Here is a 13,153-nt window from a genome sequence, read left to right on the forward strand (position 1 = left end):
TCGAAGTGGTAGCACTTCCCGCCGGCCCGTACGGCCGGAAGCCGGCGATTCTGCCCAACCCGGGGATCTTGCCCGGGGCCCGCGTCAACGGGCACGATCGATCGGTGACGAATCGATGGGGCATGACGGTGCCGCTGGGCGGGATCGCGTTGGCGCACCACGACGCGGCCTACGCGGCCCTCGACCGGGCCGGGTTCACCGACGTGTGGTCCTCCGAGGTCGCCGGGGCCGACGCGTTCACCCCGCTGGCGCTCGCCGCGGCCTGGCAGCCCGGGCTGCGGCTCGGCACCGCGATCACGCCGGTCTTCACCCGAGGGCCCGGGCTGTTGGCGATGAGCGCGGCCGCACTTGCCGAGGCCGCGCCGGGTCGGTTCTCGCTCGGCATCGGCGCGTCCTCACCGGTGCTCGTCCGGGACTGGAACGCGGTGCCGTTCGACGAGCCGTTCCGCCGCACCCGCGACGTGCTGCGCTTCCTGCGCGCCGCGCTGGCCGGTGAGACCGTCGACGAGGTCTACGACACGTTCGCCGTCCGCCGGTTCACCCTGGAGCGGCCGCCGGCGGTGCCGCCACCGATCCTGCTGGCCGCGCTGCGCCCGGGGATGCTCCGGCTGGCCGGTGCGGAGGCCGACGGGGTCATCCTCAACTGGCTCGGCGCCGACGACGTGCCGCGCGCCCTCGCCGAGCTGGGCGAGCGGCGGACCGGCTTCGAGGTCGCCGCCCGGATCTTCGTCTGCCCCACCGAGGACACCGCCTACGCCCGGGCGCTGGGCCGCCGGCTCATCACCAGCTACCTCACCGTGCCGGCGTACGCCGAGTTCCACCGCTGGCTCGGCCGCGACGAGGCGCTCGCGCCCATGTGGGCGGCGTGGGCCGCTGGTGACCGGCGCGGCGCCAACGCGGCGGTCCCGGACGAGGTGGTCGACGCGCTGGTGCTGCACGGCTCACCGGAGCGGTGTCGCGCCGCGGTGCGCCGTTACGCCGACGCCGGGGTGGATGTGCCGATCATGGCGTTGCTGCCCACCCCCGAGGTCACGGCCGGCGGCGCGGACGCGCTGCTCGGCCTCATCACCCGGTTGGGCGCCACCTCGGTGGAGGTCGCCGCGTGAACCTCACCGACCGCATCGTCGTGGTCACCGGCGGGGCCGGCGGCATCGGCGCGGCGCTGTCGCGCCGGTTCGCCGCGGAGGGGGCCGCCGCCGTGGTGGTCGCCGACCTGGACGCCGAGGCGGCCCGCGCGGTGGCCGAGGGCATCGGCCCGGTCGCGCACGCCCGCGCCGTCGACGTCACCGACGAGGAGCAGGTCCGCGCGCTTGTCGCCGACACCGAGCAGCGGTACGGCCGGGTCGACCTGTTCTGCGCCAACGCGGGGGTGACCACCGGCGGGGGAGTGGAGGTCGACGACGCTGGATGGGACCGGGCGTGGCGGGTCAACGTGCTCGCCCACGTCTACTCGGCCCGCGCGGTGCTGCCCGGGATGCTCGCCCGCGGCGGTGGGCACCTGCTGCACACCTGCTCGGCGGCGGGTGTGCTGACGGCGGTGGGCGACGCCGCGTACACGGCGACGAAGCACGCCTCGGTGGGGTTCGCGGAGTGGTTGGCCATCACCTACCGGGACCGGGGCATCCGGGTCAGCGCGCTCTGCCCGCAGGGGGTGGACACCCCGATGCTCGCTGACGGGCTCGCCGAGGGGCACCTGGGTGCGCGCGTGGTCGCCGCGTCCGGTGCGGTGCTCACCCCGGATCAGGTCGCCGCGGCGGCCGTCGCGGGGCTGGCCGAGGAGCGTTTCCTGATCCTGCCGCACCCGGAGGTCGCCGACTACGCGCGCCGCCGCGCCGAGGACCCGGACGGCTGGCAGGCCGGCATGCGCAAACTCATCCGCCGGTTGACCGCCTGAGTCGTTACGCCTCGAATCTCACCCGTCGGCCTCGCCTGTCACGGATGCCCGTACGGCGGTCACCAGGGCCATGCGCCGGGGTGCGGGTGCCTGGCGCACCTCGGCGAAGCCGGCTTCGCCGAGGTGGTCGGCGACCCACTGCGGGGCGATGCGCAGCTTGCGGTAGGAGCTGGCGGACAGCGTCCAGTCGTGCTGACCGTTGCGTTGGTGGAGCAGGTCGTTGACGGTGACGACGTCGGGCTCGTACTCCAGGAAGCAGGTCAGGATCGCGTCGGCGTCGGCGCGTACCGGGATGAACCGGTCCGTCCCGGTGAGGATTGTGGTGAGGTCGCGGAAGCTGAGCACGAGGCGTCCGCCCGGCGCGAGGGCGGCGTACAGGTCGGCGAAGAGTCGGGTGACGGCCTGCCGGTCGGGCAGGTGGGTGAGGGTGTCGCCCATGCAGACGGCCAGCTCGACGGTGCTGGCGGGGAGCCTGGCCGCGACCTCGCTCAGGTCGTCGTGGACGACGCGGATCGCCGGGTGCTCACCGGCGTGCAGTTCCAGTTCGGCGACGAGTTTGGCGCTGCTGTCGACGGCCAGGACGCTCGGGTATCCCATTCGGGCCAGTGCGACCGACTGGAAACCGGAGCCGCAGCCGAGGTCGACGGCGAGGCCGGTGCCGTTCGGTCCCGCGACGCCGGCGTCGCGCAGCGCACCGAGCTGTTCGTCGACGAGCGTTGCGTGGGGCATCCCGAACATCCAGGTGTAGTGGTCGGCGAGAAAGCCGTCGTAGTGCGGGTTCATCAGCGCTCCAGCCTGGTCGTCGGTCGGCCTTCGAGTCTTCAATGGGGCAGGGGGCGGGCTCATCCCGCACGGACGGGAACGCGCTCCCCTGCGTGGGGGAGTGCGCTCGCGCTCATCGGCGGGCGCGGCGCAGCGGTGCGGGGTGCACGGACCAGAGCAGGCGGCGCCACCAGGGGCGGGCGGAGCGCAGGGTGGTCACGTAGGCGGTGGCCACCTCGGCGGCACGGTCCGCCTGGTCGGGCGTCGCGGCGCCGGGGGCGAAGCCCATCTGGTTGAGCAGGGTGGCCAGCTCGTCAACGGCCGGGGCGGACGGGTCCGCCGGTGCAGTGCCACCGGCGGGAGTTTCATCGCCGCTGGTGGTGCTTGCTCGGGCGGCACCGGCGGCCGTTTCGTCGCGGCGGGTGCCCGCTCGGGCGTCGGCGAGAGTACGGCGGGCGTGCCCGGCGACCTCGGTGGCCGCCAGGTCGTCCCCGATCGGTTTGCCGGCCAGCCGGAGCGCGTCGGTGACCTCCCGCCAGGCGCCGGCGATGCGCTGGCCGGGGTCGCCCCGCACGAGCCGGCTGCGGGTCAGGGAGCGGCGCATCGCCAGCAGGGTGAGCAGGAGTGCCCCCACCACCAGTAGCAGTCCGCCGCTGCCGCCGGCGACGAGCACCGGCGTGGAGATTCCGTCGGTGCCGGGCGAGGCGTCGGCGGCGGCCTCCGGCTCCGGTGAGGCGCTGGGCTCGGCGGTCGGTGCCGGTGCCTCCGACGGTGGCGGGTCCTCCGGTGTCGGGCGGAAGTCCTCCTCCACGGGTCGCGGCTCGTCGTTCGGGCGGGGCAGTGGGTCGAACGCGACCCAGCCGAGCCCGTCGAAGAGCACCTCCGGCCAGGCGTACGCGTCACCGGCAAGCACCGGCCCCTGCCCGCTGGTCCGGAAGCCCACCACCACCCGCGTCGGGAGCCCGGAGAGTCGGCCGAGGACCGCGAACGCCGCCGCGAACTGCTCGGAGGTGCCCTCCTGCCCGCCGCCGTTGCGGGGGCCGAACAGGAAGAAACCCAGATTGGGGTACGCGTGCCCGCTCGGTGCGTCCGCCACCACCCGGTAGTGCTCGGCGAGGAACTGCTCGATCGCCGACGCCCGCGCGTACGGCGCGCCGTTGTCCTCGGCGAGTTGGGTGGCGAGCCGACGCATCGGGTCGGGTACCCCGTCCGCGACCCGTAGCACCCGGGCCACCTCGTCGCCGGCGGGTACGTTCGCGGTGGGCAGCAGGTTGGAGTCGGGGCGTTCCTCGGTGGAGGTCACCGCGTACCGCAGCCCCGGGGTCAACCCTTCCGGTCGGATCAGCGTCCCGCTCGCCGGGTCGTACGCGACGCGCGCGCCGCTGACCTGCTGGGGTGTCGCCACGGCGGGCAGTAGCCGGCCGCTGAGCTCCGCCACGCTGATCTGCTGCCGGACCGTCTGCACGGTGCTGTCGCGGGCCGGGTCTGCGGCTGGCAGGATGCGGCCGGCGTTGCGGTACGTCGCGCCGACCCGCCAGGTCACCCCGTCGTAGTCGCTGAGCACCGCCAACCGGATCCGCACACTGCGGGTGCTGTCCGCCGCCGGGTCAGCCGCCGGCGGGTCGGTCTTCGGCGGGTCGGCCTCCGGTGCGGCGCCGTCAGGCGGTGCGTCGGCGCGTTGCGTGCTCACCTCGAGCAGTTTCTGCTCCGGGTGCAGCGCCCAGCCGGAGATGCGGATCAGCGGATTCTCGTCGAGTGTCTGCACCTGTGGTGGTTCCACGTACCGGCGTGGGTCCACCGGCCGGCCGTCGACCTGACCGGCGACGACCGGGCCGAGCAGGGCGACCAGCCCGATCACCAGGGCCACCCCGAGCGCCGCGCTTGCGGTCAGCCGCAGCCGCACCGCCGCGCGTACCCGGGGGGTCAGGTCGGCGGTCGGATCGCCGCCGCCGGACGCGGTGGCGGGGGTCGCCAGGCCGAGGGCCGCGATCGCGGCGAACGCCACCGTCGGGGCGAGCGCCGGTTCGGCGTTCGGGCCGACCACGTAGAGGGTGGCGGCGTAGAGCCCGGCCGCCGGCAGGTACCCCAGCAGCACCCTGCCGGTGCGCAGCGCCACCTCCGCGCCGGTCAGCCCGGCCAGCCAGGCGGCGACGACCGGGACCAGCACCGTGTCCGGGGTGGGCTGCACCGGGATCATCGCGGTGAGCAGCCGGGGGATGCCGTTGCGGGCGGCGTCCACGGTGACGTCCAGCAGGCCGCCGGGCAGCTCGGCGTGGGTGGCGGCCAGCCGCAGCGACCACAGTGTCCAGCCGGCCATCGCGGCGACCGACACCGGCGCCACCAACCAGGACGGCAACCGTCGGGCGGCCACGCTGACAAGCACCGAACCCGCCGCGGCGCCGGCGACCAGCCAGGTCAGCAGGCCGCCGGCGTACACCCGGCCGAGCACCACCCCGGCGAGCGCCGTCAGCCCGATCAGGGCCAGCGGCAGGACCGCCGCCCGCAGCGCCCGCACGACGCGGCTCACCACCGGCGTACCCCGTCCCACTCGGCGGCGAACTGCGCGCCGTCGGCGGCGTCGACGACCACCAGGCCGGCGGTGCCCGGTGGCGTCGGCTCGGCCGCGCCGAACACCCCGACCACCACCGACGGGTACGCCCCGCGCAGCGCGCCGACGTGGCCCAGCTCGTCGCGGCCGCCCGGCCCGGTCAGGAAGATCAGCGTGTCGCCGAGCCGTTCCTGCCGCAGCCGGGTGGTGGCCGCCCGCACGGCGTCGCGGTCGTCGGACAGGTCGGCGGCGGCGAGCCGGTCCAGTGGCCCGAGCGGGCCGTCGGCCCCGCCGTCGGACGTCACGGTTTCGGCGGCGACCGACAGCAGCAGCACCGGCAGGTCGGCGCGGTGCGCGGCGGTGACGACCGACGCCGCCGCCTCACAGGCCGACTCGAACGACTCCGCGACCCCACCGGAGCGCTGCGGGTGCGCGGCGGCGCGGTTGTCCAGCAGGACGACCAGGCGCGGCAGGCTGGTGTCGACGTTCTCCCGGACCATCAGCTCACCCACCCGCGCGCTGGTGCGCCAGTGCACCCGCCGCAGCTCGTCGCCGACCACGTACTCCCGTAGCGAGTCGAAGGTGATCGACCCGTGCGGGACCCCGTCCACCCGGCCGTCGAGGCTGCGCCCCGCGCCGCGCGGCACCGCCGTCAGCGGGTGGATGCGGGGGTACACCCAGACCGGCACCGCCGCACCGTAGGGGCGGGCCAGCGCCACCAACCCCAGCGGGTCGCGTCGGGTCACCCGCAGCGGCCCGACCGGCACGACCCCGCGACGGTCGGTCGGCACGTCGTAGCGGACCTCGGTGTCGCGCCCGGGTCGCAGGCGTAGCACCGGCACCGGCACGCTCCGCTGGCCGCACCGGTCCTCGGCGAGCAGGTTCGCCGAGCGCAGCCGGCCGGTGTTGCGCACGGTCAGGGTCATGCTCGCCGGTTCTCCGCGCGCCACCCGGTCCGGGTCCGCGTGGCGGGTCACCGTCAGCCGGGGCCGCCAGGCGGCGACCAGCGCGGCGTAGCCGACGGCCGCGCCGGCCGCCGCGCCGAGCAGCGTCAACTCGGGGTACGCGAACCGGAAACCCGCCCCCAGCAGCAGGACGGCGGCGACGAGCAGCCCGACTCCACGGGCGGTGATCCCCATCGCGCTGCTGCCGGTCAGCCCTGCACCGGAGCGGGTTGCCCCGACGGCAGCGGCACCGGCACCGAGGCGACGGCCTGGCGGAGCACCTCCGCGGGGGTCATCCCCCGCACCTGGGCGTCCGGGGTGAGCAGCAGCCGGTGCGCGAACACCGCCTCGGCGAGCGCCTTCAGGTCCTCCGGCATGATCCAGCCCCGCCCGTCGATGAGCGCGTACGCGCACGCCGCGCGGGTCAACGCGATCACGCCCCGGGGGCTGACCCCGACGCGTACCTGCGGGTGGGTGCGGGTGGCCGCGGCCAGCCGGACCGCGTACGCGTAGAGCGGCTCGGCGATGTGCACCCGCCGGGCCATCCGGACCATCTCCCCGACGGTGGCGGTGTCGGTGATCGGGGCGAGCGCCTCGGGGGAGCGCACCGTCGCGCCGCGCAGCACCTCCACCTCGACGGCCTCGTCCGGGTAGCCGACGGAGAGCTTCACCAGGAACCGGTCCAGCTGCGCCTCGGGCAGCCGGTAGGTGCCGTCCATCTCCACCGGGTTCTGGGTGGCCACCACCAGGAACGGCGACGGCACCGGGTGCCGGACCCCGTCCACGGTGACTGTTCGTTCCTCCATCACCTCCAGCAGCGCCGACTGGGTCTTCGGCGACGCCCGGTTGATCTCGTCGGCGATGACGATGTTGGCGAAGACCGGCCCCGGGTGGAACTCGAAGTCCCGGGTCGCCTGGTTGAAGATGGTCACGCCGGACACGTCCGAGGGGAGCAGGTCGGGGGTGAACTGGATGCGCCGCCACTCACCCTTCACGGTGGCGGCGATGGCCCGCGCCAGGGTGGTCTTACCGACCCCGGGCACGTCCTCCAGCAGCACGTGACCCTGGGCGAAGAGCGCGGTCAGCGCCAGCCGCACCACCTGCGGCTTGCCGAGCACCACCGCGTTGACGTTCTCGGCCAGCCGGGCGGCGAGGGCGGCGAAACCCTGCACCTCCGGCTGGGTGAGCGGCTCGTGGGTGTTCACGGTCGGTGGTGCTCCTCGCCTGAGGGTTCAGCAGGTGGGCAGGACGTTGATGGTGTCGCCGCCCTCCAGGTTGAGCCAGGCCCAGGGGATGTAGTTCTTCCCGTTGAACTCGACCCGCACCCACCAGGTGCTGCGCTTCTGGTTGTTGTAGATCCAGGAGTCGACGTCCTCGCCGGACTTCTTGCAGTACGCCTGCAACCGCCTGCCGGGCTTCGCCCAGCCGGCCTGTTCGTCGTTGTCCTGCCGGGTGACCTTGAAGACTTCGTTGCCATTGCGACCATCCCGGTCCCGGTCGCAGTAGGTGCGCTGGTCACCGTCCGGCCCGTTGTTGCAGGTCGCGATCCCGTACAGCGGCTGAGTCTTCTGGGCCCTCGTCACCGTGCCCTTGCCGGCGGCGTTGCTCGCCGTCACCGTGAACGTGTAGCTGGTGCCCGGGGTCAGGCCGGTCATCGTGATGCTGGAGCACGCCCCGGCCTTCGCCGGCTCGCCGGTCGTGCTCAGCGAGCAGGTGGCCTGACCGCCGCCGGCGTCCACGGTGAACGTCACCGTCGCCCCGGTGGCCGTCGACGACGAACCGGTCACGGTGACCCGTGGCTCGGCGACCGTGCGGGCGGTGGCGGTGGCCTCCGGGCCCGGACTGGCCTCGTTGACCGCCTTCACCTTCACCGTGACGTTCTGGCCGTTGCCCAGCCCGGTGACGGTCGTGCGGGTGTCGGTCACCTCGCTGACCCGCCCGCCGACGTCCACCAGGTACTTCGTCACCGGCCGGCCGTTGGCCTCGGCCGGCGCCCACTGCACCGTCACCGCACCCGGCTGGTTGGCGACCGTGCCGGCGCGCAGTTGCAGCGGCCGACCGGGCGCCGCGAACGGGACCACCGTGTTGCTGACCGGCGACGCCGCCGACCCGGCGCCCTTGCTGTTGACCGCCACCACGGTGAACGCGTACTGGGTGCCGAACTCCAGCTCACCGGCGGGCACCACCAGCTCGGTCTTGGTCGACTCGCCGGCCGGCGCGTTCGTCCCCGCCGAACTGGCCGTCACCGCGTACCTCGCGATGGTGTTGCCCTGCCCGTTCGCCGCCGGCCACTTGACCAGGACCGTGCCGTCCGGGCGTTCCTGGGCGGTGACGCTCGCCGGCGGGTCGGGCACCGCCGCCGTCGGCGTCACCGGGTTGCTGGTGCGCGGAGGCCCGTCGCCCTTGGCGTTGACGGCGTGCACCGCGAACCGGTACGTCTCGCCGTTGGTCAATCCCTTGACCTCCACCGCCCGCTGGTTCGCGCCCACCTGTAGGCGTTGGCCGGCGCCCTCCACCACGTACTTGATGATCTCGGCGCCGTTCGCGGCGGCCGGGCGCCAACTCACCCGCGCCTGGGCGTTGCCGGCGGCGGCGGTGACGCTGCGCGGCGCGCTCGGCTTGCCCACCCGGGGCTTCTTCGGCGGGGGCGGCGGCGGGGGAGCCGGCGGCGGGTCGCCGCCGAGCACGTCGTTGGCGTACTTGTTGACCTCGCGCACCTGGTGCTTGTCGTCCACCACCCGGGCGGTCGCCGCGTCGGGGGAGTTGATGAACAGGTGGTTCTCCCGGACCTCCAGCTCCAGCGGCCCGTTGGCGCGCCCCCGGATGGTCTCGACCAGCTTGCCTGCCGCGTCGAAGGAGTAGATCGCCCCGGTGGCCTCGTCGGCGCAGTAGAACCGGTTTGCCCAGGCCACCGCAGGGCTGAGCCGGTCACCCTCACCCGGCACCGTGAACGTGCTCTCCTGCCCACCGTCACCGACCAGCAGCACCCGCCGCTCCGCGGTCACCGTGACCGGAACCCGGGCACCGCTGGTGCGCGCGGGCAGCGCCGCCGGGCCGGACAGGGTCAACGGCGTCGGGTGCACCTCACCGCCCTGCACCCGCACCAGCTTCCCGGCTGTGCGGTCGAGCACCGCCACCCCGTCGTCCAGGGCGGAGACCACCAGCTCGTGGCTGGCGTCGGCGACGTCGTACGACTCGACCTGCTTCGGGCTGAGCCCGGCACTCGCCGTGGCCGGCGCGGACGGCAGCTTGGCCGCGGTGATCGCCGAGACCGTGCCCTGGCTGGGCACCGCGATCCAGAGTCGACCCTTACCGTCGAAGGTGCCGCCGGTGATGCCCGGCGGGTAGCGCACCGGCTCACCGACCGGGGTCAACGATCGCGGGTCGAGCTGCCGGACGATGCCCTGCACGGCGTCGACGACGAACGCCGCGTCCTCGTGCAGGGCCACACTCACGCCCAGGCCGGGGGTGGTCCGGGTGGTCGCGCTGAGCTGCAGGGTGGCCAGGTCCAGGGAGCTGACCTGCCCCGTCTGCAGGTCCCGCAGGACCAGCAGCCGGTCGGTCTGGGTGATCTGCATCGGGTGCTGCCGGGCATTGGGGATCTCGGTGCGGGTGTCGACCCGGGCGGTGACCCCGTTGACCCGGGCCAGCTCGCTGCGCGCCGCGCTCCACAACCACGAACTCGCGTCGTAGTTGGCCACCGCGTTGTCCGCCGCGCCCAACCCGAGCACGGTCAGCCCCATGGCGGCCAGCAGCGCGGCCACCGTGCCGACGGTCACCAGCCCGCCGCGCAGCCGGGACCGGGAGCGAACAGCCTCGGTCGGTACGGCGTCGTCGATGCTGGCCACAGCCGGCCGCCTCCCCTGAGTCGTGGCAGGTGGCGCGCCTCGCGGCGACCCCTCCCCTGAGCCGGGTGCCATCATATGGCGCTGGTGGTGACGGGGGAACCCGCACCGTCACCCCTGTGGATACTGAGCGTGTGCGCTGTGGACGGCCAGCTCAGCGCGGTGCCCGCTCGTTCTGACCCGGCTCGCGCTCGGCTCAGCGCGGCGACGGTCGGTCGGACGGCTCCCCACTGGACGAGGCGGTGCGCTCCCGCGTGGTGCAGACCTGCCCCGACGTCGCAAAGCTGTCAGTCGAGTAGACCGCCAACACGGTGAAACAGTGATCCACTCGGGAGTTCAGCCCGTTGACCGTGTAGCTGGTCCGCCCCGGGTCCACGGTGGCCATCACGCCCAGAGCCTGCCCGGCCCGCCCGGCGGCGACCATGAACGGCACCGCCCCGCCGGTCGGGTCCGTCCAGGTCAACGTGATCGTGGTCGAGTCGTCGCGCAGCTTCAGGTCACCCGGCGGAAGCCCGGCCGCCGTCGGTGCCGCCGCAGTCGGCGCGCTCCCCGTCGGCGGCGGGTCGTCGCGGGTCACCATCACCACACCCAGGCCGGCCACCGCCACGACGGCCACCCCGGCCGCCACGACCGCGCCGACAAGCGCCGCCCGGTTACGGCCCGTCGACCCACCACCACCATCGGCGTACGCCGGCCGGTACGCGTCCGGCACCGGGTGGTACTGCTGACCCGGGTACGGCGCGTGGTGCTGATTCTGTGCCGGGTAGGGCGCCTGGACCGGGTGCTGATCCTGCGCCGGGAAGGACCCCTGGGTCGAGTACTGCTCCTGTGCTGAGTAGAGCGGCTGTGTCGGGTGCTGGTCGTGGACCGGGTATGCGGCCTGCGGCGGCTGGTGGTGGTACTGGTGGGACGGCGACGGCGCGGCGGGCGGTGTCAGCGCCGGATCGGCGCCGATGCCCGGTGACCAGGCCGGCTGGGCAGCGGGACCCGGCTGCGCCGCGACGGGGCCGGCCTGAGCGCTGTTCGGGTTCGCCGGGGTGGTGTGCGGGTTCGCCAGCGCGGCGGTGACGGTCGCGGGGTCCGCGTGGGCGGCAGTCGCTGCGGACTGGGTGGCGGGACGGCCCGGGCTGGACTCATACCCGGCCGGGCCGCTCTGCGACGGAACGGCCGGCAACACCACGGTCTCGTCGGACAGCACGCTACCGGCCAGCCCGGTCGGCGCCACGGGGGCGTCGAGGATGCCCAGCCCGGAGTCACCGTCCGCGCCAGTGCCGCCCGGGTCCACTGTGGTGCGCCTGGCGGTCGTGGGCTGCTCTGCGGGCGTGGTTTGCGCAGGCGTTGTGGTCGGCCCAGCGGTCGTGCCCTGCGCAGGGGTTGTGCCTTGCGAAGCCGTCGTGGTCTGGTCGGTGGGGTCGGCACCTGAAGTGGACAGGGGCTGCGGTGGGGCGGTGCTGCTCCAGGGCGGTGCGGTCATTCCCCACGGCGGCACGGGCGGAGCGCTCACCGGAGGCGCGGAGACGGGGTGACCGTAGGGCGGCCCCGAGACCGGCGGCCCGAAGCCGGGCGGTGCGGAGACCGGGTACGTGTGCCCGGGGGGCGCGGAAACCGGTGGGCCGTAGCCGGGTAGTCCGGAGGCGGGCTGGCCATGGCTGGGTGGTGCGGAAATGGGCAGGTTGTAGCCCGGTGGTGCGGAGACCGGGTACGTGTGTCCGGGCGGAGCTGAGACGGGTTGGCCGTAGCCGGGTGGCCCTGAGACCGGGTAGGGCGGGGCTGGTGGGCCGGAGACCGGGTACGGCTGGCTGGGCGGCGCGGAGATCGGATGCGGAGTGACGATCGATGCGCTGATGGGCTGCGCCGGTGGCCCCTCCGTCGGGTAGGTCGGCCCTGGGCGGTCAACGGTCGGGGAGGGTCCGCCCGGTGATGTTACGTCGGTGCCGGACACCGTGTGCGACTCGCTCGGCCCGGTTGGCGGGGCGGCGGCGCGGGCGGCCTCCTCGGCGAGCAGTGGCTCGATCTGCCGTACCTGGATGGTGGGGTTGTCCCAGCGCGGTGCCGGCGCGGCCGGTGTCGCCGGCAGGGTGGTCGACGCCGGCGCGGTTGGGGCCGACGGGGGCGGTGGCGCGGCGACCACCGGCGGGGCCGCCTGGTCACCCATCCGCTGACGTGGCGCCACGGCCGGCCCGGACGGTGGCCGCTGCCCGGCCGGCGTGGTCGGTCGGGTTTCCATCCTCTGCCGGGGCATCGGGTCGACCGTGGGGCGGGCCGGTCCGGGCGGTAGCTCGTCGGCGCGCGGCCGGGGTGGCGTCACCGCACCGGGTGCGACCATCGGCGGGCCAGGCTGCGCCGGTGCGGTCGAGGAGGCTGCCGGCCCGACGGGCGCGACCCGAGGACCTGGAATCGGTGCCGTTGGGGCGTGGACGGGCGGTGGGGGCGTGACGGGTGCGCGTACCGCTGGATTGGTTGGTGGCGGCGTGGCCGGCGGTTGCGGCGGCGCCCAGGGCGACACGGTGGGCGGCGGGCCACCGGCGGCGGGCCGCATCGCGGCGAGGGTCGCCAGCGACAGGGTCGGGCCGGAGAGCGCCGACCGGGCACCCGGCTCGGTCACCGGGGTGGCAGAGGTCGAGCCGGGAGTCGGCGCGGGGTGCTGCTCGCCCGGCATCGACGCGGGTGGGCTCAGGTAGTCGCGGGCTGCGCGTACCGCCGGGTGGTTGTCACCGAGCGCGGCGGGCCCGGCGGTGGCGACGCGGGTGTAGTTGCGGCGGGCCTCGTGGCGGTTGCCGAGTTCCTCCGCCACCTCGGCGAGTTCGAAGGCGAGCGCGAGCATCAACGGGTCGGAATGCTCCCAGCGGCGCTCGCCCGCCGCGAACGCCTCCTCCAACACCCGGCGGGCGGCGAGCGGGTCGTCCTCCTCCCGGTGCAGCCGTGCCAGCACGTGCGCGGTGTGCAGCACCTCGGGATGATCGTCACCGTACGGCGGGGGAGCGGACTCGACGGCCTCCGCGAGCAGGTGCCGGGCGGCGCTGAGGTCGCCCGCGGCGCGCAGGGCGAAGGCTCGGTGCTGGGCGGCTGCCAAGGGGGAGGGATGGGACACGTGGCAATGCTGCCGTCAGAGGGCGGCCGGACGCTACCCGTACACGCTCCAAGGGTGTGTCGATGCGGC

Annotated in this window: 8 protein-coding genes; 2 read left to right on the forward strand and 6 right to left on the reverse strand. The window is 74.7% G+C overall.

Features of this window, described 5'->3' with window-relative positions:
- Positions 1-122 precede the first annotated feature (122 nt).
- A complete protein-coding gene (locus ACWER9_RS15305; protein WP_452302452.1) occupies positions 123-1,106 on the forward strand; it encodes an LLM class F420-dependent oxidoreductase in 984 nt (327 codons plus the stop codon).
- Positions 1,103-1,894 (forward strand): SDR family oxidoreductase, encoded by a 792-nt coding sequence (locus ACWER9_RS15310; RefSeq protein ID WP_452302423.1) that lies wholly within the window; start codon positions 1,103-1,105, stop codon positions 1,892-1,894. Before ACWER9_RS15305 ends, ACWER9_RS15310 begins: the two co-directional genes overlap by 4 nt.
- Positions 1,895-1,912: 18 nt before the next feature.
- On the opposite strand, the gene ACWER9_RS15315 is transcribed toward ACWER9_RS15310, so the two are convergent.
- The 6 genes from ACWER9_RS15315 to ACWER9_RS15340 form a co-directional block, all read right to left on the reverse strand.
- Positions 1,913-2,677, reverse strand: coding sequence for a class I SAM-dependent methyltransferase (locus tag ACWER9_RS15315; protein WP_452302424.1), 765 nt, complete (start codon positions 2,675-2,677; stop codon positions 1,913-1,915).
- A gap of 112 nt (positions 2,678-2,789) precedes the next feature.
- Complete coding sequence (locus tag ACWER9_RS15320) at positions 2,790-5,183, reverse strand: DUF3488 and transglutaminase-like domain-containing protein (RefSeq protein ID WP_452302425.1); 2,394 nt, start codon at positions 5,181-5,183, stop codon at positions 2,790-2,792.
- Positions 5,180-6,343, reverse strand: coding sequence for a DUF58 domain-containing protein (locus ACWER9_RS15325; protein ID WP_452302426.1), 1,164 nt, complete (start codon positions 6,341-6,343; stop codon positions 5,180-5,182). The genes ACWER9_RS15320 and ACWER9_RS15325 overlap by 4 nt, the downstream gene beginning before the upstream one ends.
- A gap of 14 nt (positions 6,344-6,357) precedes the next feature.
- Positions 6,358-7,353 (reverse strand): AAA family ATPase, encoded by a 996-nt coding sequence (locus ACWER9_RS15330; protein WP_452302427.1) that lies wholly within the window; start codon positions 7,351-7,353, stop codon positions 6,358-6,360.
- Between the two features lie 27 nt (positions 7,354-7,380).
- Complete coding sequence (locus tag ACWER9_RS15335; RefSeq protein WP_452302428.1) at positions 7,381-9,996, reverse strand: fibronectin type III domain-containing protein; 2,616 nt, start codon at positions 9,994-9,996, stop codon at positions 7,381-7,383.
- A gap of 193 nt (positions 9,997-10,189) precedes the next feature.
- Entirely contained in the window at positions 10,190-13,084 is a 2,895-nt protein-coding gene (locus ACWER9_RS15340) for a tetratricopeptide repeat protein (protein ID WP_452302429.1), read from the reverse strand.
- Between the last annotated feature and the right edge of the window lie 69 nt (positions 13,085-13,153).

The sequence above is a fragment of the Micromonospora sp. NPDC003944 genome (assembly GCF_053605225.1).

Coding starts and splice junctions, on each gene's coding strand:
- ACWER9_RS15315 (WP_452302424.1), bottom strand. CDS start 2,677: ATGAACCCGCACTACGACGGCTTTCTCGCCGACCACTACACCTGGATG.
- ACWER9_RS15305 (WP_452302452.1), top strand. CDS start 123: ATGACGGTGCCGCTGGGCGGGATCGCGTTGGCGCACCACGACGCGGCC.
- ACWER9_RS15325 (WP_452302426.1), bottom strand. CDS start 6,343: ATGGGGATCACCGCCCGTGGAGTCGGGCTGCTCGTCGCCGCCGTCCTG.